This is a genomic window from Paenibacillus sp. FSL F4-0087, from assembly GCF_038020215.1.
GTDB classification, from domain to species: domain Bacteria; phylum Bacillota; class Bacilli; order Paenibacillales; family Paenibacillaceae; genus Paenibacillus; species Paenibacillus taichungensis.
Genome location: NZ_JBBODJ010000001.1, coordinates 5,055,646 through 5,079,208 on the forward strand (window position 1 = coordinate 5,055,646; position 23,563 = coordinate 5,079,208).

General features: G+C 46.6%; 25 protein-coding genes. 21 read left to right on the forward strand and 4 right to left on the reverse strand.

The annotated features are described in order from the left end of the window. Positions 1-294: 294 nt before the first annotated feature. From MHB84_RS23190 to MHB84_RS23220, 7 genes are all read left to right on the forward strand, one after another. Entirely contained in the window at positions 295-759 is a 465-nt protein-coding gene (locus tag MHB84_RS23190) for a Fur family transcriptional regulator (RefSeq protein ID WP_063565677.1), read from the forward strand. A gap of 2 nt (positions 760-761) precedes the next feature. Continuing rightward, a complete protein-coding gene (yidD, locus tag MHB84_RS23195) occupies positions 762-1,013 on the forward strand; it encodes a membrane protein insertion efficiency factor YidD (protein ID WP_076291858.1) in 252 nt (83 codons plus the stop codon). A 429-nt stretch (positions 1,014-1,442) separates the two neighbouring features. After that, the gene (metG, locus tag MHB84_RS23200; RefSeq protein ID WP_256716935.1) at positions 1,443-3,512 is read left to right on the forward strand and encodes a methionine--tRNA ligase; all 2,070 of its coding nucleotides are present in this window, start codon (positions 1,443-1,445) and stop codon (positions 3,510-3,512) included. Between the two features lie 312 nt (positions 3,513-3,824). Next, positions 3,825-4,814: a metal ABC transporter solute-binding protein, Zn/Mn family gene (locus MHB84_RS23205; RefSeq protein ID WP_256716936.1), complete on the forward strand. Its 990-nt coding sequence runs from the start codon at positions 3,825-3,827 to the stop codon at positions 4,812-4,814. Between the two features lie 37 nt (positions 4,815-4,851). Further along, positions 4,852-5,628, forward strand: a complete 777-nt coding sequence (locus MHB84_RS23210) for a metal ABC transporter ATP-binding protein (protein ID WP_246318198.1) — start codon at positions 4,852-4,854, stop codon at positions 5,626-5,628. A 50-nt stretch (positions 5,629-5,678) separates the two neighbouring features. Then, positions 5,679-6,482 carry a metal ABC transporter permease gene (locus tag MHB84_RS23215; protein ID WP_024631018.1) on the forward strand — a complete coding sequence of 268 codons (804 nt, stop codon included), beginning with the start codon at positions 5,679-5,681 and terminating at the stop codon, positions 6,480-6,482. A 48-nt stretch (positions 6,483-6,530) separates the two neighbouring features. Continuing rightward, positions 6,531-7,244, forward strand: a complete 714-nt coding sequence (locus MHB84_RS23220) for a cytochrome c biogenesis CcdA family protein (protein WP_076291861.1) — start codon at positions 6,531-6,533, stop codon at positions 7,242-7,244. A 148-nt stretch (positions 7,245-7,392) separates the two neighbouring features. Here MHB84_RS23220 and splB read toward each other — a convergent pair whose 3' ends face one another. Continuing rightward, positions 7,393-8,463, reverse strand: coding sequence for a spore photoproduct lyase (gene splB / locus MHB84_RS23225; RefSeq protein WP_076291862.1), 1,071 nt, complete (start codon positions 8,461-8,463; stop codon positions 7,393-7,395). Between the two features lie 230 nt (positions 8,464-8,693). On the opposite strand from splB, the gene mntR reads away from it, so the two are divergent. The 3 genes from mntR to MHB84_RS23240 all read left to right on the forward strand — a co-directional run bounded on the left by mntR (position 8,694) and on the right by MHB84_RS23240 (position 12,014). Continuing rightward, entirely contained in the window at positions 8,694-9,122 is a 429-nt protein-coding gene (gene mntR, locus MHB84_RS23230) for a transcriptional regulator MntR (protein ID WP_076291863.1), read from the forward strand. A gap of 207 nt (positions 9,123-9,329) precedes the next feature. Continuing rightward, positions 9,330-10,928: a family 10 glycosylhydrolase gene (locus tag MHB84_RS23235; RefSeq protein WP_076291864.1), complete on the forward strand. Its 1,599-nt coding sequence runs from the start codon at positions 9,330-9,332 to the stop codon at positions 10,926-10,928. 84 nt (positions 10,929-11,012) lie between these two features. Beyond that, positions 11,013-12,014 carry a patatin-like phospholipase family protein gene (locus MHB84_RS23240; protein ID WP_076291865.1) on the forward strand — a complete coding sequence of 334 codons (1,002 nt, stop codon included), beginning with the start codon at positions 11,013-11,015 and terminating at the stop codon, positions 12,012-12,014. Positions 12,015-12,082: 68 nt separating this feature from the next. Here MHB84_RS23240 and MHB84_RS23245 read toward each other — a convergent pair whose 3' ends face one another. After that, a complete protein-coding gene (locus MHB84_RS23245; protein WP_076291866.1) occupies positions 12,083-12,415 on the reverse strand; it encodes a hypothetical protein in 333 nt (110 codons plus the stop codon). A gap of 5 nt (positions 12,416-12,420) precedes the next feature. Further along, positions 12,421-13,413, reverse strand: coding sequence for a DUF1385 domain-containing protein (locus tag MHB84_RS23250; protein ID WP_063565687.1), 993 nt, complete (start codon positions 13,411-13,413; stop codon positions 12,421-12,423). Between the two features lie 215 nt (positions 13,414-13,628). Between MHB84_RS23250 and MHB84_RS23255 the strand changes: the two genes are divergently transcribed. The 5 genes from MHB84_RS23255 to MHB84_RS23275 all read left to right on the forward strand — a co-directional run bounded on the left by MHB84_RS23255 (position 13,629) and on the right by MHB84_RS23275 (position 18,157). Beyond that, on the forward strand, positions 13,629-14,207 hold the full coding sequence (locus MHB84_RS23255) for a YqhR family membrane protein (protein WP_076291867.1): 579 nt from the start codon (positions 13,629-13,631) through the stop codon (positions 14,205-14,207). A 77-nt stretch (positions 14,208-14,284) separates the two neighbouring features. Beyond that, positions 14,285-14,728 (forward strand): type II 3-dehydroquinate dehydratase, encoded by a 444-nt coding sequence (gene aroQ / locus MHB84_RS23260; protein WP_076291868.1) that lies wholly within the window; start codon positions 14,285-14,287, stop codon positions 14,726-14,728. Between the two features lie 39 nt (positions 14,729-14,767). Beyond that, on the forward strand, positions 14,768-15,841 hold the full coding sequence (locus tag MHB84_RS23265; protein ID WP_076291869.1) for a M24 family metallopeptidase: 1,074 nt from the start codon (positions 14,768-14,770) through the stop codon (positions 15,839-15,841). A gap of 313 nt (positions 15,842-16,154) precedes the next feature. Next, positions 16,155-16,712, forward strand: a complete 558-nt coding sequence (gene efp / locus MHB84_RS23270; RefSeq protein ID WP_024631007.1) for an elongation factor P — start codon at positions 16,155-16,157, stop codon at positions 16,710-16,712. Positions 16,713-16,903: 191 nt separating this feature from the next. Continuing rightward, positions 16,904-18,157: an aspartate kinase gene (locus tag MHB84_RS23275; protein WP_076291870.1), complete on the forward strand. Its 1,254-nt coding sequence runs from the start codon at positions 16,904-16,906 to the stop codon at positions 18,155-18,157. Between the two features lie 78 nt (positions 18,158-18,235). On the opposite strand, the gene MHB84_RS23280 is transcribed toward MHB84_RS23275, so the two are convergent. Further along, entirely contained in the window at positions 18,236-18,985 is a 750-nt protein-coding gene (locus MHB84_RS23280) for a 2-phosphosulfolactate phosphatase (RefSeq protein WP_076291871.1), read from the reverse strand. A gap of 276 nt (positions 18,986-19,261) precedes the next feature. On the opposite strand from MHB84_RS23280, the gene spoIIIAA reads away from it, so the two are divergent. From spoIIIAA to spoIIIAF, 6 genes are read left to right on the forward strand one after another with little or no spacing between them, the layout of a single operon-like run. Next, positions 19,262-20,266, forward strand: a complete 1,005-nt coding sequence (gene spoIIIAA / locus MHB84_RS23285) for a stage III sporulation protein AA (RefSeq protein WP_076291872.1) — start codon at positions 19,262-19,264, stop codon at positions 20,264-20,266. Continuing rightward, complete coding sequence (gene spoIIIAB, locus MHB84_RS23290) at positions 20,259-20,777, forward strand: stage III sporulation protein SpoIIIAB (protein ID WP_076291873.1); 519 nt, start codon at positions 20,259-20,261, stop codon at positions 20,775-20,777. The genes spoIIIAA and spoIIIAB overlap by 8 nt, the downstream gene beginning before the upstream one ends. Before the next feature lie 29 nt (positions 20,778-20,806). Continuing rightward, complete coding sequence (gene spoIIIAC, locus MHB84_RS23295) at positions 20,807-21,010, forward strand: stage III sporulation protein AC (RefSeq protein ID WP_017687585.1); 204 nt, start codon at positions 20,807-20,809, stop codon at positions 21,008-21,010. A gap of 32 nt (positions 21,011-21,042) precedes the next feature. Further along, positions 21,043-21,432 carry a stage III sporulation protein AD gene (spoIIIAD, locus tag MHB84_RS23300; protein ID WP_017687586.1) on the forward strand — a complete coding sequence of 130 codons (390 nt, stop codon included), beginning with the start codon at positions 21,043-21,045 and terminating at the stop codon, positions 21,430-21,432. A gap of 21 nt (positions 21,433-21,453) precedes the next feature. Further along, complete coding sequence (gene spoIIIAE / locus MHB84_RS23305; RefSeq protein ID WP_076291874.1) at positions 21,454-22,644, forward strand: stage III sporulation protein AE; 1,191 nt, start codon at positions 21,454-21,456, stop codon at positions 22,642-22,644. A gap of 29 nt (positions 22,645-22,673) precedes the next feature. Further along, positions 22,674-23,552, forward strand: coding sequence for a stage III sporulation protein AF (spoIIIAF, locus tag MHB84_RS23310; protein ID WP_076291875.1), 879 nt, complete (start codon positions 22,674-22,676; stop codon positions 23,550-23,552). Positions 23,553-23,563 lie beyond the last annotated feature (11 nt).

Below are 23,563 nucleotides of genomic sequence, written 5' to 3' on the forward strand. Positions count from 1 at the left end.
TCAGAAGAACGAGTTGTCCCCAAGTCATGCAAATGACCGGGGGCAGCTCTTTTTTAGTCACGCTTGTAATTAGCGGTATACAAGCGCTTTCGTTGACTATGAACTTCATTTAAGGCATTATTAGTAGTATATAAATCAAGCATAAGTATCAGCATTTGCATAATTTGATTCCACAGGCTAACGGGTACAATACCTAGACGAATAAAACCATTCCGATCTAAGTATTGCTGGAATTGAAGTCTCGCTCTTTGGGGGTTATGCAGAATGCTCAAATGACAGGAGGTGCTTTAGATCATGCTGTCGACAGAACAGATTATTACTACCATGTCCTCGCAGGGGCTCCGCATTACGGATCAGCGGAAGACACTGGCCCGGTTATTTGCCGAATCCCCTGGGTATTTGACACCCAAGGACGTCTATGAATATATGGGTAAGACTTACAGCGGACTGAGTTTTGACACGGTGTACCGGAATTTGCGTGTCATGCAAGAATTGGGTGTGCTGGAGCAGGTCATCTTTGAAGATGGGGTGAAGTTCAGAGCACATTGCAGCGAGGATCACCATCACCACCATATGATTTGTTTGAAATGCCAAAAGACATATCCAATCGTTTTTTGCCCAATGCAGCTTGCAGATGCGCCTGAGCAATTCCAGGTTGTCGATCATAAATTTGAAGTTTTCGGGTACTGTAAGGACTGTGCTGAACATGTGCCAGCCAAAGTGTCATCTGGTCATCAGCACACTCACGGGAAGCACTGACGATGAAGTTATCCCGCAGACTGGTTCAGGCTCCCATTCGGGTGTATCGTAGCTATATCTCTCCTTTGAAGCCGCCGACATGTCGTTTCTATCCTACTTGTTCGGCTTACGCGATGGAGGCGATTGAGGTGCACGGTGCGTTCAAAGGATCGCTTCTTGCGGCAAAGCGTATTGCGAAATGCCATCCATTTCATCCAGGCGGAGTGGATCTGGTGCCGCCCAAGGCTGAAAAGACTGTTATGGTATCGGATTAACAATCCAATGGTCGATTTTACCGGTTTGAGTTGAATCAAGATTGCTGTCCACTTGACAAAGGAGGCAGTATTTCAGTATATTTTTGGTATGTATATCTGATCCAAAAGTTTGGTTTTCAGTAGTTCTATATGATTTCCAGTGAAGGGATAAGTACAGACACACCCCCAGTGCAGAGAGCCGGATGAGCTGAGAACCGGTCTGGGAGGAGGATGGAATATGGTCCCGGAGGAACCTCTTTCGAGCGTGCAGACGTTGATTAAAACGGCTGTCGTAAGGCTGAGGCGTGATCCAGCGTTAATGGGCGGTCGAAGGACCGGCAGAGCCTGTGGTTTGTGAAAAGCACGGGGAATTTGGGTGGTAACACGTGAGAGCAACTCTCGTCCCATACAGGGACGGGAGTTTTTTGTGTTCTTTTTTAGGCAAATGCAATGAAAAAGCACGACTATATGAAGGAGGAGAAGTCATCTATGGCTGATCAAAAAACATTTTATCTGACAACACCGATTTATTATCCGAGTGACAAACTGCATATCGGGCACGCTTACACGACTGTAGCGGGTGACGCTATGGTTCGTTACAAACGTCTGCGTGGCTATGCAGTTCGTTATTTAACAGGAACCGATGAGCACGGACAGAAGATTGAACGCAAGGCACAGGAGAAAGGACAGTCACCGCAGGCTTTTGTAGACGACATCGTGGTTGGCATCAAGGAACTGTGGAACAAACTGGATATTTCCAATGACGACTTCATTCGTACGACGGAGGAGCGCCACAAAACAGTGGTACAGGATATCTTTGACCGTTTGCTGAAACAAGGGGATATCTACAAGGGTGAGTACGAAGGTTGGTACAGTATCCCGGATGAGACGTATTACACGGAAACCCAACTGGTTGATGTGGAGAAGAATGACAAAGGCGAAATTATCTCGGCCAAAAGTCCAGATAGCGGACATCCGGTGGAGCTGGTAAAAGAAGAATCCTACTTCTTCCGGATGAGCAAGTATGCGGATCGTTTGCTGAGATATTATGAAGAGAATCCGGGTTTTATTCAGCCGGAGTCCCGCAAAAATGAAATGATCAACAACTTCATCAAGCCAGGTCTGGAAGATTTGGCCGTATCCCGGACAACTTTCGAATGGGGCGTCAAAGTTAAAGGTGATCCGAAACACGTTGTATACGTATGGATTGATGCGTTGTCCAACTACATTACAGCTCTGGGCTATGGTTCATCCGACGAATCGCTTTACAACAAATTCTGGCCTGCGGACGTGCATCTGGTAGGGAAAGAAATTGTTCGTTTCCATACGATTTACTGGCCCATTATGCTGATGGCATTGGACCTACCTTTACCGAAGAAAGTATTCGCACACGGTTGGCTGTTGATGAAAGACGGCAAAATGTCAAAATCAAAAGGCAATGTCGTTGATCCGGTAACTCTGATTGACCGTTATGGTCTGGATGCACTGCGTTATTACCTGCTTCGTGAAGTTCCATTTGGTTCAGATGGTACATTTACTCCAGAAAGCTTTGTAGAACGTGTGAACTCCGACCTGGCCAATGACCTTGGAAACCTGTTGAACCGTACGGTAGCCATGGTGGACAAATATTTCGAAGGCAAAGCGCCTGAGTTTACTTCTGGTGTGACCGAATTTGATGCATCTCTTGAAGAAGCGGGTCTTGCTGCTGTGGAGAAAGTGGAGCAGGCTATGGAAAACTTGCAATTTTCCGTAGCGTTGACAGCGATCAGTCAGTTTGTTAGCCGCAGTAACAAATACATTGACGAGACTCAGCCTTGGGCTCTGGCTCGTGATGAAGCAAAACGCAATGAACTGGCATCGGTAATGTCGCATCTGATTGAAAGCTTGCGGATTGCTTCTATCCTCTTGCAGCCGTTCCTGACACGTGCTCCGCGCAAGATTTGGGAACAACTCGGCATTCAGGAAGGTGAACTGACGGCTTGGGATACAGCGAAGCAATGGGGTGTTATTCCAGCTGGCAACGCATTGCAGAAGGGTGACCCGATCTTCCCACGTCTGGACTCTGAACAGGAGATTGCTTATATTGCTGAAGCGATGACTGGAAGCAAAAAAGCTGAAGCGCAGCCTGAGGCAGCTCAAGCTGATGGTGGAGGCTCTTCTGAAGCCGCTCAACCCGTCACAGCACCAGAAGGTAAAGAAGAGATCAGTATTGACGATTTCGCCAAAGTGGAACTGCGTGTCGCTCAAGTAATTGCTTGTGAACCGGTCAAGAAAGCCGATAAATTGCTGAAGTTGCAGCTGGATCTTGGCTATGAGCAACGTCAGGTTGTATCGGGAATCGCGAAGTTTTATTCACCTGAAGATATGGTTGGACGCAAAGTCATCTGTGTGACGAACCTCAAGCCTGTGAAATTGCGCGGTGAACTGTCCCAGGGCATGATCCTGGCCGCATCTCATGGCGACCAGCTTACTCTGGCAACGGTACCGGATAATATGCCTAATGGTGCACAAGTAAAATAATACTTTGAGGGTGCAACAAGGTTTTGATTTATATAGTTGTAATAGAAGGTGGCTCGATGAGAATCGGGTCACTTTTTATTTTGGGATGAAATCGGATCTGATAGGAAGAAAACAAGCATATACTGTTATGAACTCCGTGCTCAAGGAAAGAATGGATAGGACAAAGCGGCTTGACAAGTTCGAGCAGGTTACCTATAATTCTTTCAGTAATGTTTACGATTAAGAGATGCGGAGTGAATACTAGTGAAACTTTATAATGGAAGAAATCTAGACCAGTTAAACCGGACTCAAGTGACAGGTAGAAGAATGCATATGAAATTGTTGCTCAGCGGTCTGCTTGTTCTTAGTTTGCTCATATTGTCGGCATGCGGTCAGAATAATTCGGATAGTGCCAAGCTGGTGGAAGGCAAAGTGAATGTGATCACGAGTTTCTATCCTGTCTATGCGTTTACTTCCACTATTGGCGGGGAAGATGCAAATGTCATTAATTTGCTGCCCACAGGTGTTGAACCACATGACTGGACGCCGAAGAGCCAAGATATTGTGAATACATCCAAAGCCGAGTTGTTTCTATACAATGGTGCAGGTCTGGAAGGATGGGTCCCCAACTTCCTGAAGTCACTGAATAGCGATACCAAGGTGAAGTCAGTTGCAGTAAGTGAAGGGGTTACTCTATTGACTGCTGAAGGTGATGATGGACACGGTCATGGTGAAGAACAGGTGGATGAACATAGCGACGAACATGCTGATGAAGCTAACGCAGAGGATATCGCAGACCATCATGTGGACCCTCATACGTGGGTAAGTCCAAAATCGGCAATGGTAATGGCTGAAAATATCAAAAACAGCCTGGTTGAAGTAGACCCTGCACATAAAGAAGGATATGAACAACGTTACGAAGAGCTGCGGACCAAGCTGGAAACACTGGATCAGCACTTTACGGATGAATTGTCTAAAGTACCCAACAAGGAAATTGTCGTATCACACCAAGCCTTTGGGTACCTTGCACGTGACTATGGGTTGACCCAGCATGCCATTATGGGACTTTCTCCCGATGCGGAGCCTACAGGACAAGATATTGTGAAGTTGGCCAAGTTGGTGAAGGATGAAGGGATTAAATACATTTTCTTCGAAGAGTTGGTATCTGACAAACTGGCGAAAACTCTTGCCAATGAAGCGGGTGTAGAGACCATGGTCCTGAATCCGGTAGAAGGTTTAACCAAAGAACAGGCTACCAACGGGGATGATTATTTCACTCTGATGGAGAAAAATTTGCAAAATCTGCTGATCGCATTAAAATAAGATAGACTGAAGGATTCGATTGCAATCCTTATATATAATGAAGGGCGGCTTTGCCATGCAGCAAATCATGCCATTGTGTCATGATCCAATCATAGAGATCGAGAAACTATCATTTTCCTACGGTGACCAGCGAGTAATTGAAAATCTCGATTTTATGGTCCAGGAAAGGGATTTTGTCGGAATTATCGGTTCAAACGGGGCGGGCAAAACGACATTGCTGCGGATGTTGGTTGGACTTTTGCCTCCAGCCGAGGGAGATATCAAGCTATTCGGACAGTCGATCCGCCGATTTAAGGATTGGGAACGGATTGGTTATGTTCCGCAAAAAAATGCGTTTAACCCATTGTTTCCTGCGACGGTAAGGGAAGTTGTGATGTCTGGCTTGTACAACAATAAGAATATGTTCCGCCGAATGTCGCGTAAATGTCAGCAGCAGTGCACAGATGCTATGCAGGTGATGCGGATTGAGGATTTGGCGAACAAACGGATTGGACAACTGTCAGGCGGACAGCAACAGCGAGTGTTTTTGGCACGGGCGCTTATTAATCACCCTGACCTCTTGATTCTGGATGAACCGACGGTGGGTATCGACGCTGAATCCCAGGCCAGTTTTTTCGAATTGATTACCCATATGCATGAACACCACCGGATGACATTCCTGATGGTATCACATGATATGGACCGGATGGAGAGTTATCTCGGTTCCAAAGCAGCGGTGACAAACGGAAAGATACATTTCCATGTCCGTCATTCCCATGAGGTGGAAGACTGCGCCGAGACTAATTTGCAGCATACCACCACCCAGGTACGTTAGACGCGAGTACGCAACCAGATTAGAGCAAGGCCGAAGGAGTCGTGTGTGTTTTGGAAATTTTAATGAGTGATTTTTTTCAGCGGGCGCTTGCGGGGGGATTGTTAATTGGCATCACCGCACCGTTGATCGGATTGTTTCTGGTGCTGCGGCGTCTATCCATGATCGGGGATACCCTGTCTCATGTGACTATAGCCGGGGTTGCACTCGGATTCCTGATTGAAGTGTATCCGATTGCGGTGGGGCTTATTTTCGCCGTGCTCGCATCCTTTGCGATCGAGAAACTGCGCAAGGCGTACAAAAGTTATGCCGAGTTATCGATCGCGATTATCATGTCCGGTGGGGTAGCGCTGGCTTCATTGTTCTTCACGCTGGGCAAAGGTTATAATACAGATGTTATGAGTTATCTGTTCGGCAGTATTTATACACTAGACTCCACAGATTTGAAGCTGGTCGGTGTGGTTACGTTGATCGTGGTCATCGTTGTAGCACTGTTACATAAGGAGTTTTTCCTGCTCAGCTTTGAAGAGGATGCCGCAGCGGTAACCGGATTGCCTGTGAAATTGCTTAACATGCTGATTACCGTGATGACAGCCCTTGTCATTAGTACGGCGATCAAAATCGTGGGCGCATTGCTGGTATCCGCACTGCTGACCATTCCGGTAGCTGTAAGCTTGCTGATGGCACGAAGTTTCAAATCGGCGATTATATTGTCCGTGGTCATTGGCGAAATTGCTGTGGTCATTGGACTGGTTGTGGCCGGGATCTGGAACCTTGCACCAGGAGCAACGATTGTACTTTTGCTTATCATGATGCTGATTCTTACGATGATTGGAAAAAAAGGGTTCCGAGCCTGAGTCTGAACGAGAGCAAGTGAGCCCCCAGGGAAGGGAGATATCCGCTTCATGCCTGATGTTAATGTGTGGCTGGCTTTTGTAGCAGGATTAGCTTCGTTTGTATCGCCATGCTGTCTACCGCTGTATCCATCGTATCTTTCCTACATTACGGGGATGACGGTACAACGGTTGAAGGATGAGCGCAATCAGCGTGAAGTTCGCTTCAAGACATTGACTCATACGCTGGCGTTTATTTTGGGCTTCTCAGCTGTGTTTTATTCGCTCGGACTGGGAGCCGGATTGTTTGGCCAATTTTTCAATGATAACCGAGATCTCATTCGTCAATTATCCGCGATCTTAATCATGTTAATGGGTTTATTTTTGCTTGGTTTGTTCAAACCTCAGTTTCTAATGAAAGAGCGCAAAATGGATATGAAATGGAAACCAGCGGGGTACTTAGGCTCATTTATTTTTGGCATTGGTTTCTCGGCAGGGTGGTCGCCTTGTATTGGGCCGATACTGACTGCTATCATCGCGATGGCTGCGAGCGAACCAACAACCTGGTTGGCTTTAATTACGGGTTACACGGCTGGATTTGCGTTACCGTTCTTCATTTTGGCCTTTTTCATCGGTTCTACACGCTTGATCTTGCGTTATTCCAATATTATGATGAAAGCTGGAGGCGCATTAATGTTGTTCCTTGGAGTGTTGTTGTTCACGGATCAGATGACGAAAATTACGATTTGGCTACAGCAAATTACACCAGACTGGATGATTATCTAGCACAGAGTAACGACGCTTTTTATTATTTTACTCAAGGGTTATTTTAAATAAGAACAAAGCAGGCTACATGGAAACCAGAATGATTCTGGGCTCATGTAACCTGCTTTTTTAATCAATGGCTCTTTAATATTAGGTATCAGCTCTACGCTTAAGTGAAGTAATCAATGTTGGCCAGTGGGAAATGTTCAAAAATGCGTTCAGTAATAAACTCACGCAGGGCATCCTGCTGATCATCTTTATACACATATTTGTACTGGCCCCAGCGGCCCCATTTCATTTTCCGCTTTTCGATATCCATCTCCAGCTTGGTTTTGGGGTATCGCTTCTCAATGGTGGCTTTTGCCGTTTTGGTAAAACGGTGTTGGATCATCTCAAAAGTTAGATCCTTGGTTGCTTCTTCGGGAAGTGTATCGGCAAGTTTTTGTAAAAGCTCGCTATATCCTTCTTCCCACCCGTCGTACCACATAATTGGGGCAATAATGAATCCGAGCGGATATCCGGCATGAGCAATTTTGCCTGCGGCTTCAATTCGCTCTTCAAATCGTGAGGTGGCTGGCTCAAAATTTTTGATCACATAATCCGAATTCACACTGAAACGGATTCGAGTGTGTCCGTTATGCTTGATGTTTAATAAAGGATCAACATGATGATATTTGGTTACAAAGCGAAGTCGCCCGTGTTCCTCATCTGCCATAAAACGAATTAGGTCACCGAGATTTCCTGTAATATGCTCCAGACCTACGGGATCAGATGTACAGGCTGCTTCAAAACGGGTAAGTTCAGGTGCACGTTCCTCAATGTATCCCTTGGCAGCCTCAATGATTTCTTCGGTGTTTACATAGACACGGACATAGGGTTTGGCCCCAAGTGTCGTTTGAAGATAACAATAATGACAGTGGCCCATACAACCTGTGGAGATGGGAATGGCATATTCCGCCGAAGGCTTCGATTGGTCAAACTTGAGTGTTTTACGCACGCCGACGACAAGGGTGCGCTTGGCCATTCGGTATTTTTCCTGTTCCGTTTCACCAGGGAGATTGGTAATTCGATTATGGGATGTCGTCATCTGATATGGGATATCTCTAGAGGTAACCCATTCCATAATTCGTTTACCTTTTTCATATTCCAGCGCACCGGGTTCAAAATACACCAAATCGGGAATAAAGGGTTTAGTGCCTTTTGCTTTGCGAACGGGTGGCTGCGCTACACTTGTACTCACGAAATCACTCCTTTCAATACGGAACCTGCTTAGTTTGCCTCGTTTAGAGATAAGTCACCCTTGCCAATACTTGCGTAATGGTGAAGGAATTCAAGCCCGAAAAGTGTTTTATGGACTGTAAATAGTGAATGAATTGTGCAGGACTTGCCAATGCGTATTGATAACATGTATCATTATAAGATAGTGACCAGGCAAGAATATTGCAGGTCAGAGAGAAGAGAGGGAAGCAGATGCCAACGCCCAGTATGGAAGATTATTTGGAGCGTATATACAAATTAATTGATGAAAAGGGCTATGCTCGTGTGTCTGATATAGCTGAAGGTTTGGAAGTACATCCTTCATCGGTGACGAAGATGATCCAAAAGCTGGACAAAGACGAGTACCTGATCTATGAGAAGTACCGCGGGCTGGTGCTTACGCCAAAAGGTAAAAAGATGGGCAAACGGTTGATGGAGCGCCATCATCTGCTTGAACAATTTTTGACGACGATTGGTGTCCAAGAAGAAAATATTTACCAGGATGTTGAAGGGATAGAACACCATTTGAGCTGGGATTCCATTACCTGCATCGAATCTTTGGTTGAATATTTCCGCCAGGATGAGACTCGACTGCGTGATCTCAAAAGTATTCAGGATGTCATGAGCAATACAGAATCTTAAGTTTTTAAGCCAGACTTAACTGAAAAATTACAATGAATATCCATTCAAAATCAGAGGATGCACCTGCCGCTAAAACGGTAGGGAGCGTCCTTTTGCATTTTTCTGACCAAAATTTGGCGATTATTCGCAACTTAACAATCATTAGGAGCGTCTATTAAACTAGCAGAATTTGCCGCGAATTTATAATTATTTTGGAGGATTGCACTGATGAAGCTTCGTAAAGGATTAATCCTGCTGCTCATTTTTGTTCTGGGTTTACAAACGTCAGGACTGACGGCGCAGGCAGCTAGTCAAAAGGAAATTGTTATTTATTTGGATGGACAGCGTTTGGAGTCTGATGTTTCACCTTACATTTTGCCCAAAGTAAATGTAACGATGGTTCCCTTGCGTGTTATTAGCGAAGGACTGGGTGCATCTGTGCTTTGGTCACAGGCTACCCGCACAGTTACGATCAAGAAATCCGATTCAGTCATTACGATGACGAGTGGACGCCAGCAGGCAACGGTGGATAGTGCTGTGGTTGATCTTGATGCATCGGTAGAACTGAAGCAAGGCCGCGTTATGGTACCGATTCGATTCGTCAGTGAGAACTTGGGAATTCAGGTCACCTGGAACCAGTCTGAGCAGACGATTAATCTGGCCACAGGCAATGCTCCCAATCCTACTCCAGTGACACCAGCAGAGCCTGGAGGCACGGGAACTACGCCAAATACAGATGAGATGCGAGGAGCCTGGATCTCGACTGTAAACGGAGACTGGCCTTCATCTAGTGCCAAAGGAAATGTAGAAAAACAAAAGTTGGAGTTCATTCAGCAGCTTGATACGTTGAAGGATATGGGGATCAATGCTGTATTTGTTCAAGTACGAGCCAATGGGGATGCGATCTATCCATCAGGTCTTGTACCGTGGAATAGTGTACTGACAGGCACACAGGGGAAAGATCCTGGGTATGATCCACTTGCATTTATGATCGAGGAAGCTCATAAACGTGGCCTTGAGTTCCATGCTTGGTTCAACCCGTTCCGGGCTACCAACTCGGCAACGACAACTGGGCTTGCTGCCAATCATGTATCCAAACTTCACCCGGACTGGATTGTTAACGCATCAGGCAAGCTGTATATTAATCCAGGCATACCGGAAGCGAGACAGCATATTATTGATTCCATCATGGAAGTGGTTAACCAGTATGATGTTGATGGCGTACATTTGGATGATTATTTCTATCCTTCCAATGTAACGTTTAATGATGATGCGGCTTTCAAAGCATACAACACATTGAATACGAGTGACCGCGCAGAATGGCGCCGGGACAATATCAATCAATTCGTCAAGCAGCTCGGAGAGAGCATTCACAAGGTGAAAGCTGGCGTTGAATACGGCATTAGCCCATTTGGTGTATGGCGTAACAAATCGGTTGATATGACAGGTTCTGATACAAAAGCCGGAGTAACCGCTTATGACAGCATGAATGCGGATGTGCGGACTTGGATCAAGCAGGAGTGGATTGACTATGTTGCACCCCAAGTGTACTGGAGCATGACACTAAGTGCTGCCAGATATGACAAGGTGGTTGACTGGTGGGCCAATGAAGTGGCAAATACCGATGTGAAATTGTATATTGGTCACTCTCCTTATAAGCTTGGTACACCAGAAATCGGGTGGCAGACATCCCAAGAAATCATTGATCAGCTTATATATAATGAGAAATATGATACGGTGAAAGGGGATATTTTCTTCAGCTCACAGTACCTGACGAAAAACCCGCTCGGCTTAATCGCCAAATTAAAAGCCTATTATGGACTGTAAAACATTTTAACGTAATATGACCAACCCCTGTTCTCATACAGTGGCAGTAGTAGCATGGACTGCCTGGAGAACGGGGGTTTTATTGTGTTGATTAACGGAGTATTTGAAGGTGGCGGCGTAAAGGGAATTTCACTTGCTGGCGCCGTAAAGGGTGCAGAGGATCACGGTGTTGAGTTCAATCGCGTAGCGGGCACGTCATCGGGTTCCATCGTAGCTGCTTTGTTGGCGGCTGGCTATTCGGCGGAAGAGATGAAAGGCATTATCGAGAATACACCGTTTGCTTCGTTGCTGCGACGTTCTCCCATTTTTGATACGAAGTGGATCGGGCCCGCCGCAAGGCTGTTTTTGAAGAAAGGACTATATTCTGGTGAAGCGCTGGAATGCTGGATTCGGGATATGCTGAAAAAAAAGGGGGTTAGGACGTTTGCTGATCTGCCTCCAGGTAAATTGCTAATCATTGCATCCGACATTTCCAATGGCACCATTTTGGTGCTTCCAGACGATATCAAACGATTCGGGATTGATCCTTCGAAACTGGAAGTAGCCAAGGCCGTACGCATGAGCTGCAGTATTCCCTATTTCTTCGACCCGGTTGCCATTCGCAGATCCCCGATTCTATCCAAAGGTTTACGTTTTGCGGACCAGTTTGTTTACATCGTGGATGGCGCATTACTGAGCAATTTTCCGCTCTGGCTGTTTGATGGAGAGCGTACAGAACGTGGAGGAGACATCATCCCTGTAGTCGGTTTTAAGATGGTTGGCAAAACCGAAGGAGAGCCAGCCAGAATCAGAGGGCCTCTAAGTATGCTTCAGGCATTGGTTGAAACGATGCTTACTGCTCATGATGAGCGATATATCGAACAGGTTAATCGATTCCGTACTGTAAAAATTCCTACCCTTGGAATTAAACCGACTGAATTTCACCTTTCTGTACAAGACAGTACAGCTTTATATCAATCTGGTGTTACCGCTGGTACTGAATTTTTCAGTGGGTGGAATACCAAGATATATGGTGAACAGCTGGACAAACAGAGACGAGAGCTTAGAAAGAAACAGACGGACATACCACCGCTGACTCCTGTATAAAAATGAAAAAGCAATTCTCCGCATGTTTGGAGAATTGCTTTTCTGTGTGTTTCGTCTGTATTAGCGTTTTAATGATACTTGGGAACGTCTTCATCACTTTTACCCTTTTGTCCCTGAATGACTTGGAAAGGATAATCCTTGCGTTTTTTGGAAGCACCGCTACTTTTTCGGGCACCAGACTGTGCGTTAACTTTAGCCATGGTTTTAGCCGAGGGTTTAATCTTTGGTGATGATGTCTTGCGTGCCCAACGGCGGGGCGGATATTTATAGAGCAGGAACACAACTCCGAACACGACGAGGGGGATGATAATTTGGGATATACCTCCACTTCCCAGCCTAGCCAAGATTCCAATAGCAGCGAGTGCGATGAACGTCCAAAATATGATTGCCTGCTTCTTCATATCATTCACCCTTTCACAGGATCAAGTGTTGCAACAGGAACTTCCGACGTGGCCGAAACGTTTGCGAGTTTGGCATCCAATTCACGCATACGGTTAAACGAAGCGATGGATACTTCTACCTGTTCATTCGTTGGCTCTTTGGTTGTCAGCAATTGCAGCCACAGCCCTGGATATCCGAGATAACGAAGTACAGGGATGTCACGAACCGAGTTGGTCATCTTCAACAATTCGAATGAAATACCGAGTACTACTGGCAACAACAGCAACCGCTGTCCCATACGTTCCCAAAGGTTATCGTATGTGAAGAGCGAGTACAAAAATATGCCGATAATGACAGTTAACATAATAAAACTGCTTCCGCAACGATAATGCAGACGGCTATACTTCTGCACATTCTCTGGTGTAAGCTCTTCTCCGGCTTCATGAGCACTAATGACTTTATGTTCAGCACCATGGTATTGGAACAGACGTTTAATCATTGGTGTCTGAGAAATCAGCCACAGATAGGCAAGCAACAGAATCAGCTTAATTCCGCCTTCCAGTAAATTATGCAAAAACTGATTGTCGAATGCATTTTTAAATAGAAAATTTTCAATGACAACCGGCAACAATGTAAGCACAATTTTACCAAAGAGGAACGAAAGGATAGCTACTGCAGTAACGCCGATAATCATGCTAAGGCTCCAACCTGAGCCTTCTTTTTCTTTTTGCTTTGCTTTTTCTTCAGGTTCCAGTTCATCATCAGCATATGCGTCAGCAGAATAATTGAGATGTTTGCTTCCTTTGACGCTCGAATCTATAATGCTGACAATCCCGCGCAGTAGTGGAATCCGCCGCAATTTCATGACCCAGGACTTGTCTTGCTTGGGAACTTCCAGATACGTAATTTCGCCGTCTTTTCTTCGCACAGCTGTAACGTTGACATGTTTACCGCCAAACATTACGCCCTCAATGACAGCTTGCCCCCCGTAGCTGACAGGCTTGGATTGTTGAGGCAAATTATTCACCTTCCTATTCTGTTCTAGGCCTTCATGGTCGAAGGCAGTTTTATAACCCTATTGTATCGAATTTTGAGAGCAATTTCTAGTTTACGAGTCGATACAGGGTCGATGTTGTTAACTTTGTCCTGATTTGTACATACTACCCGGTAGAGTTAGGACGAAAATGGAGATTTATTCACAGTTTTGCAAACTGAACGTGAAGGAGAATATCGATGACAGAGCACACGAGCGAACAAACATCCCATAAGGAAAATCAGCGTGCTGACAAAGGAGAGCAAAAGGACCGGGGTAGACGTCCTACCCAGCGTCAAGGGCAGGCACATTATTTCACCAAGCCCTTCCCTTTTGCAGTGGAGCTAGGTTTTTTCGCAGGTTTTATCTGGGGAGGTTTGCATTGGTTATTCTATCTGCTTCATTTTACGACTGTGCCACTGGGATTTTTGGCTGAACCGTTTTTCAAGCACAATTTTATCTATACTGCAGCAGGGCATTTGACTGGGTGGCTGTTTTTTATTGTCTTTTCCGTTCTCACCTCCCTGATTTACACGTTCACTTTGAAAAAATGGAAAGGGCCGCTTCCAGGCATGGGTTACGGAATTTTTTGGTGGCTCATTATCTTTGTTCTGGTAGGTCCCAAACTGGATATGGTGAAGCCTTTAAACCGGTTAACCTGGGATTCAATCATTACAGAATTTTGTTTCTTTTTGTTATGGGGACTGTTTATTGGCTACACCGTAGCCATGGAGTTCACGGATGAACGAAAACGTGAGCCAGAGCAAGCGGGAGCATAGCCGCAAAAAAGCTTCTCAATCCGGCAATGGCTGTGTTAAAATAGCAGATGGTTATTTGCAGAAAGGGTGGAGCAGCTATGAAACGGATTGTTGTAATCAATGGCCCGAACCTGAACATGCTCGGAGTACGTGAACCCGGCATCTATGGAACGCTTAGTCTGAAGGATATTGAGGACAAAATTCGCAGACAGGCGGAGGAGCTGGGCGTCTCCATCGCTTTTTATCAATCCAATCACGAAGGGGACATCATTGATCGAATTCATGCAGCGATGGGCGATGCAGACGGAATCATGCTAAATGCCGGAGCGCTGACCCATTACAGCTATGCTGTGCGTGATGCCATCAATGCCGTAAAAGTTCCTACAGTAGAAGTACATCTATCCAACATTCATGCACGCGAAGCGTTCAGACATCATTCAGTTATTGCTGCAGAAACAATCGGGCAAATTGCCGGATTTGGCGAAGTAAGCTACGAACTGGGGCTGCTGGCTCTCGTGCGTCATCTGGACAAACAAACCTGAGCCGGGGACCCGGGAATGTGAGAGAAAGAAGGGTTACCGATGGAAAACAAACGAGTAAATAAGTTGCGTGAGGCCATGCATGAACATGAACTCACGGCTATGCTGATTACAAATCCGATTAACCGTCGTTATATGACGGGTTTTACAGGTTCAGCAGGATATGTACTGATTACGGAACAGGAAGCTTATCTGCTTACCGATTTCCGTTACATGACACAGGCGCCGCAACAAGCCAAAGGATTTACCGTTGTGGAACATGGTCCAAAACCGTTGGAATCCGTACGCGAATTGCTTGCATCGGCGAACATCAAACAGGTTGGCTTTGAGCAGGATCATGTCACTTATGGCACGCATACTGCTTATGCCCAAGCGCTTCAGTCCATTGAATTGAAAGCTGTATCCGGTATAGTGGAGCAACTTCGCATGTTCAAGGACGAAGATGAGATCGCTGTAATGCAAAGAGCTGCGGATCTGGCAGATGCAACATTCAGTCACGTTTTGCAATTCGCAAAACCGGGTATGACTGAACGTGAAGTGGATTTGGAGATGGAGTTTTTCATGCGCAAACATGGAGCAACCTCCTCTTCATTCGACACCATTGTGGCTTCGGGTGAACGTTCTGCTATGCCTCACGGTGTAGCAAGTGGCAAAGTCATCGGACAAAATGAGTTAATTACATTTGACTTTGGTGCGCTTTTGGATGGATACTGTTCAGATCTGACACGTACCATCGCAACGGGCACACCTGTACCTGAACTGCGTAAAATTTACGATATCGTACTGGAAGCCCAGTTACATACGCTGGCGAACCTGAAACCGGGCATGACCGGACGGGAAGCAGATGCATTGGCACGTAATATCATTGCAGGGCACGGATACGGAGAGCAATTCGGACACAGCACGGGCCACGGTCTGGGTATGGAAGTCCATGAGGCTCCTCGTTTGTCCAAGCTTAGCGACGATGTATTGAAACCGGGCATGGTGGTAACCGTTGAACCGGGTATCTACATTGACGGCCTTGGCGGCGTGCGTATCGAGGATGACGTGGTGATTACCGAGACAGGTATTCACATTTTGACGAATTCGGACAAGAAGTTCACCGTTATTGGCTAAATTACAGCCAACGGTGATATAAGACGATTTTTAATTTATAGGTACAGGTTATTGCTGATTGTTATGGACCATTGCAAAAGTAGTGAAGGGGGCGGAATCGATTCTGAAGAAGCGAAGCGCTCGCCTTTGTCTCCTCATTTTAAACCTTATTAAAGTCTAATCGGGAAAATGAGGAGACAACAGCGATCGGAAGAACGATCCGAACCCGTAACGGTCACATCGCACATGATCATCAATTCAGAATGAACCCACCTTTAAATTAACCCATCGTCTTATATCACCTACTTTTCAACCATATCAGGAGGGATTTTTTGTGATTTCAGTAAACGATTTTAAAACAGGCTTGACCGTACAAGTAGACAACGACATCTATACCGTACTTGATTTCCAACATGTTAAACCAGGTAAAGGCGCTGCCTTCGTACGTTCCAAACTGAAAAACTTGCGCAATGGTAACACCGTTGAGAAAACATTCCGTGCAGGTGAAACCATTGGTCGTGCCATCATCGAAAACCGTGGCGTATCCTACTTGTATGCAAGTGGTACAGAGCACACGTTCATGGACAACGAAACATATGATCAGTTCACACTCACAAGTGACCAATTGGAGTGGGAATTGAACTTCCTCAAAGAAAACATGAACGTAAAAATCGTTAGCTACCAAGGTGAAATCCTCGGAATTGACTTGCCTACAAGTGTAGAGTTGAAAGTTATCGAGACAGAGCCAAGCGTTAAAGGTAACACAGCACAGGGCGCTACTAAAAACGCTAAAGTTGAAACAGGCTTGAATGTACAAGTGCCATTGTTCATCAACGAAGGCGATGTTCTGCTGATCGATACTCGTGAAGGTAAATACTCTTCCCGCGCGTAACGTTCACATGGTGTAAGCTAAATAAAGCGTTAATTCAACCCTTTGCCGTTTCTGTGGCAAAGGGTTTTTTCGAAAAAAGATTAGCCTATCAGACGCTTTCGTAATATACTGGGTTAAAGTCATTTTTCGGAGAGAATAATGACGATGGACATCAATTATGCATACTGCACAAGGTAGGGAGTGGATTTGCGTTGTCATTGTACGTCATGAAATTTGGGGGCAGCTCGGTCGGAGATACAGAGCGCATGAAGCGTGTAGCCGGACGTGTTGTAGAAAAAGCGGATGAAGGACATCAGTGTGTAGTCGTGGTTTCGGCCATGGGGGATACCACGGATGATTTGATTGATCAGGCGAAACAGCTGAACAGTGAACTGCCTGCACGTGAGATGGATATGCTTTTGACTACGGGAGAACAGATCTCGATTTCATTGTTATCTATGGCGATTCAGGCGCTGGGACGCAAAGCCATTTCATTTACAGGCTGGCAAGCGGGATTCCGAACAGAGCCGGTACACGGCAAGGCACGGATTAACGATATTCATCCGGAACGGGTGAACCAGGCGTTGGCAGAAGGCAACATTGTAATCGTTGCAGGCTTCCAGGGAATGACGGAAGACGGCGAGATTACGACGCTAGGCCGTGGCGGATCGGATACAACAGCAGTAGCTTTGGCAGCAGCCATCAAGGCTGACGCTTGTGAGATTTACACGGATGTAGACGGTATCTATTCCACCGATCCGCGTATCGTGAAGGTTGCACGCAAGCTTAAGGAAATTTCGTACGACGAGATGCTGGAACTGGCCAACCTGGGAGCAGCGGTATTGCATCCGCGTGCAGTTGAATACGCGAAGCATTCCGGTGTGCCTTTGATTGTAAGATCCAGCTTTAACCATAATGAAGGAACGGTTGTGAAGGAGGAAGCAACAATGGAACAAGGTGTGGTAGTTAGTGGAATTGCCTATGACAAAAATGTGGCTCGCATCAGTATTCTGGGTGTACCAGACGTACCAGGAGTTCTTGCTGAAGTATTTGGTGCCCTTGCATCAGAACAGCTGGATGTCGACATTATCGTTCAGAGCGGTGTGATGGACGGTAAAGCAGACTTCTCGTTCTCTGTTGCGCTATCTGACCGGGAGAACGCACTGCGTGTCATTGAAGCTCTTCATAGCCGCCTGCCTTACCGTGAAGTTACTTCTGAAGAAAACCTGGTTAAAGTCTCGATCGTTGGTGCAGGCATGGTTAGCCATCCTGGTGTTGCTGCGAAGATGTTTAAAGTCATCTCGGGCGAAGGCGTTAGCATTAAGATGGTCAGCACTTCCGAAATCAAGGTATCTTGTGTAATTGATGGAGAGAAGCTTCATGACGTAATCAAGGCACTGCATACAGCGTATGATTTAGATACAGCTGAGCAAGCCGTAATTGGCGGACCGCAAGTTCGTAGATAAAAAGCGAAAATTGCAAAGAAACACCAAAGGTGTACTGTGTATTCCCATTCGGGATCGCAGTACACCTTTTTAGATTGTTCACAGTAACTTAAACAGCGGTTCCTTACGCGTTCCTCTGAATGGTTGCATTCGGTTCCCTTCACCCATCTCTGGAACGCAGTCCAGCAAGTTCAATTGGGTACAATACGTTACGTCATGCACCCTCCCTAACCTCTCCAACCTTCGGCCACCAGCGGATACTCTAATCAGATCGGGTAATTTGTCCTCGGCATGAGTAGCAGCCTGATGAAGAGCCAGCCCCAAATCGTTCAGCATAATGGGAAAAGGAGATTGTCGGTACAACTCCTCGATAATGCTGCCTGCACATAAACCATCTTCCAGCGCGAACTCATCCTGATCCCCGGCGCATAACAATAAGATATCCCTACGCAGCTCGCACAGAACAGCCGCCACCGCTTTCACATTGAGAAATGAGCCTGCAAACACATGTCTAGCCTTGGAGGCCTTGATCAGGGCACGCGTACCATCTGTTGTAGTCAGAATAATGGTTTTACCCGCAATATTCGGAGTCATATATTCATAGGGGGAATTGCCCACCTCGAATCCTGTAATTTTTTTATCAAAACGCTCCCCGCCACGAATGGCATCTTTCAAGTTCAATTGTTTCGCTTGAGGAACTGTTTCTACAGCAATGATGTCGGCTGCATCGTATGCCAGTGCCGTAACAATAGTACTGGTTGTTCGCAACACATCGATAACGACCACACATCGTCCTGCAATATCCATTTTTCGAACTTCATTCACATTGCCTACTACATCGACTCGCACTCCCCACAACTCCTTTCTATATTTGGGGATATTTGGTTCTGTCCTTTTTTATCCCGGAATGTTTATCACCTGTCTGCAAGCACTATATGCACTTGGATCTAGACAGGTGCCTAGAACTGGAACAGTAGGCTGATCTATGATTTTTAACTCTCCTCCCTATTTTGAAGAAAATGATAGATTTCAGCGTCATAAATTCAATGTACACACATAAACTTGAGATATGAACAAGCACCAGGAACGCAATAAAACTGAATTCAAGGTTGGAGGGGCCTATTCATGATGGTGAACTGGAAGGATCTCTTTCCGGAACCGATTCGAACCATTCTGGGAAGAATGCCGCCCGCTTTATTAGATAAAGTGGAGGAAGTACGTATCCGTGAAGGAAGACCACTGGAAATCAATGCAGGAGACACCTATCACTTCCTCACACCCCAGGGCAGTCCGACTTCGAAGCCTGATGAAGCCTATATTCCCTTAAAAGAGGTAACACACAGGCTGCTGGATCTGATCAGCAATCATTCGCTTTATACATTGGAAGAGGAGCTGCGTAAAGGGTTCATCACCATTCCTGGCGGGCACAGAATCGGACTGGCTGGCCGGACGGTGTTAAGTGGAGGCCGGGTCGAATACCTGCGCGACATCAATGGATTTAATGTCAGGGTGGCCCGAGAGATTCACGGAGTCGCTGATCGGATTCTACCGTATCTGCTGGACATGAAAAGTGGACAGGTCATGCACACCTTAATTCTTTCACCTCCGCAGCAAGGCAAGACCACATTACTGCGGGATCTGGCAAGACAGATTAGCAGTGGTACTAAACTTACGGGTGTCAATGAACTTGTTCAGGGCATACGTCCACGTCTAAAGGTTGGCATCGTTGATGAGCGGTCCGAAATCGCTGGAAGTTATAAGGGCGTACCCGGATTTGACGTAGGACCTCGCACCGATGTCATGGACGGATGTCCAAAGGCTGAGGGCATGATGATGATGCTTCGCTCCATGTCTCCCGATGTCCTGATCGTGGACGAGATAGGCCGACCGGAAGATGCGGAGGCGGTCATGGAAGCACTCCATGCAGGCGTATCTGTCATCGCTACTGCGCATGGTCGTGATCTGGCCGAGCTTTCTTCCAGACCTGCACTGAGAACCCTGATCGTCGAGCAGATGTTCCAACGCTATGTACAGCTGCAACGGACGAGCCGGGGCATGACCTTTCGATTGGCCGATGGCAAAATGCGTGGTCTCCAGCAGGCGGAAGTGGGAGGTGAGGCCTTTGGTTAACATGCTCGGTGCCGTTATCATTCTGCTGGCCAGTACCCTCGCGGGATTCTACAAGGCAAGGCAGTATGCCTTGAGGCCAAGACAACTGCGAGAATTAATCGCTGCTCTCCAGCGGTTGATGACAGAGATTAACTACGGGCTGACCCCGTTACCTGATGCCATGGGGAAAATGGGAGCCCAGACAAAAGAGCCTGTTCGGACGCTGTTTCTCCACGCAGCCAAACAGATGGAACCACCTCATGGACACACTGCTCGTGAGAGTCTTCAGTCTGGTATAGCAGAGGCGTGGGGGAGATCAGCCATGAAGGCGGACGAGCGGGAAGTCATGCTGCAATTGAGCTTCAGCCTTGGCACCAGCGATCGTCAGGATCAGACCAAGCACATCTCGTTAGCCATTCAGCAACTTATGCATGAGGAATCCCGTGCCCAAGCCGATCAAATGAAATATGAACGAATGTGCCGCAGTCTCGGGATGCTTGTCGGAGCGTTAATCGTCATTCTGATCTTCTGAAATAGCCGGGATAGTGAGGTGCCAAGGTCATGAATTTAGAAGTGAACGCAATCTTTCAAATTGCGGGCATCGGAATCATCATTGCGATGATTCATACGGTGCTGAAACAAATGGGAAAGGAAGATATGGCTCACTGGGTGACCGTGATCGGATTTGTCGTTGTATTGTTCATGGTGGTCCGTATGCTGGACAGCCTGCTGCAAGAGATCAAATCGATATTTCTTTTTCAATGAAAACGGTCATGAAGCCGGGATGGTGGTGACCTGTGGAAATAATCCAAGTTGTAGGTCTGGCGCTCATCGCAACGGTGCTCATTCTAGTTATCAAAGAACAGAAGCCGATGTTCGCTTTTCTGATTGCGGCTGCAACCGGCATCGTGATCTTCATGCTGCTGATTGGCAAGATTGGCGCGGTAATCGAGGTGTTGAAACGGCTTGCTGAAAATTCAGGCATGGAGAGCATTTATCTGAAAACTGTACTGAAAATTATAGGCATAGCGTACATTGCTGAATTCGGAGCACAGATTGTCAGGGATGCAGGCCAGGAGAGCATTGCTTCCAAAATTGAACTTGCTGGCAAGGTGCTGATCCTTGTACTCGCGATACCGATCATCAGCATTATTATCGAAACCGTCATGAAGCTGATGCCGGTGTAGAGGGAGGCGTGCGGACTTCATATGAAAATGATGCATCATAAGCCGCAGTGGCGCCTTACCTTCGTGCTGACGCTGTGTTTTCTGTTTGCGATCATGGGACAGGTATTCGCAGGTTCTCCCTCGGGAGAGTGGATGCAGCAGCAGGCTGACCAGCTTCCCAAGGATCAGGTAGAAAAATATTGGGACCAACTCATGCAACAATACGGCGGTTTTTTCCCGGAAGGAAAAACACCTTCCTTTATGGATATGTTAATGCCCGGCAATGAAGGGTTCAGCCTGAAGTCGGTGTTTATAGCAATTGGAACCTTCATGCTGCATGAGATTTTATATAACGGCAAACTCCTGGTCACGATTGTGATGCTAAGTGTGCTGAGCATGATTCTGGAGACATTGCAGACTGCTTTTGAGAAAAATAACATTAGCAAAATCGCTTACTCCATCTGTTACATGGTCATTATTATCATCGCCATAAACAGCTTCAGTGTGGCGATTGGATACGCCAAGGATGCCATAGCCAGCATGATCAACTTTATGATGGCCATGGTGCCGCTGTTGTTTACGCTGCTGGCTTCAATGGGGAATGTCATTACCGTTTCTGTTACCCATCCGCTGATCATTTTCATGATTCATCTGGTCGGTACATTGATCCACCTGCTGGTGTTCCCGCTACTCTTTTTCTCAGCCGTATTACATCTCGTCAGTTCCTTGTCCGACAAGTACAAGCTTACACAGCTGGCAGATCTCTTACGGAACATTAGTGTGGCTCTGCTGGGTATACTGCTTACGATGTTCCTGGGCGTAATTTCAGTGCAGGGAGCATCGGGCTCCGTGGCAGATGGTGTCAGTCTGAAAGCGGCGAAGTACATCGCAGGCAACTTTGTCCCCATTGTCGGTAGAACGTTTGCGGATGCAACGGACACGGTTATCACAGCGTCACTGCTGGTGAAAAATGCAATCGGACTAACGGGTGTCATCATCATCTTGTTTCTATGTGCGTTTCCTGCACTTAAAATTCTGACGTTAGCCCTGATCTACAACATAACTGGCGCGATCATGCAACCGCTGGGGGATACGCCAATTGTAGGATGTCTGCAGGCGATAGGCAAAAGCATGCTTTACGTATTTGCAGCACTGGCAGCAGTCGGACTGATGTTTTTTCTGGCAATCACGATCCTGCTAACCGCAGGCAATCTGACCGTCATGATGAGATGAGGCATGCTCGATAGAAAGGGGCTGGAAGGATGGGGTGGCTGAGCAGCTGGCTCCGGGAATTGATCATGATCGTTCTGTTGGCGACTTTCGTGGATATGCTGTTGCCCAACCGATCCATGGAACGCTATGTCAAGCTTGTGCTGAGCCTTCTTATCCTGCTGACCCTGTTATCGCCCATAACGAAGCTTTTGAAAAGTGATCCGGTTGGCGAGTTTAAGCGAGCGATGACCGCCATGGATTCGCCATCTGATGGAAATGCAACACTTGAACAGATTTTGGCTCAGGGCAGGCGGCTGCAAACCAATGAACAGGAACAATCGCTGCAATGGACAGCCAAAGAGCTGGCTAACGTAATGAAAGGGCAAATTGAAGAAACAACCGGGGAGCGAGTGCAGTCTGTTGAGGTAAAGCTCGCCATGGATACAAGCAAGCTGGAGACGGATTTGGCCTCTTCGGTGGAACTTCCGGTGATCCAGTATGTTTTGGTGGAGATGTCAGGGGAGACAGCAGCTGGGAAAGTCAACTCCAATACAGCTCAACAGGAAGCAACGGCAACGACAAAACCGATATTCGACTCTGACCCGGAATCCCAAACCACTGAATCTCCTCCAGTTCAGGAGCCAATCGAGATTGGTCAGATTGAGGTGCCTGATGTACAGATCGAGGTGAACAGCGGTAGCAAAAGTGAAAGTAACATGGGTAACGGTAACTCTGGCGAACCCCAAAATGGACAGGTAGCAGACTCTACACCTGTGTCGGGTGAGCAGGCAGAGACAAACACTCAGCAAGGACAGACATCCTCCCGATCTGAACGAGCGGTACAAATTATTACGTTGTTGACAGAGAAGTGGGATATTGATGCAAATAAAGTACAGGTGAAAGAAAATAAGAGCGCTTCGACGCTGTAAGAAGGAGGGTA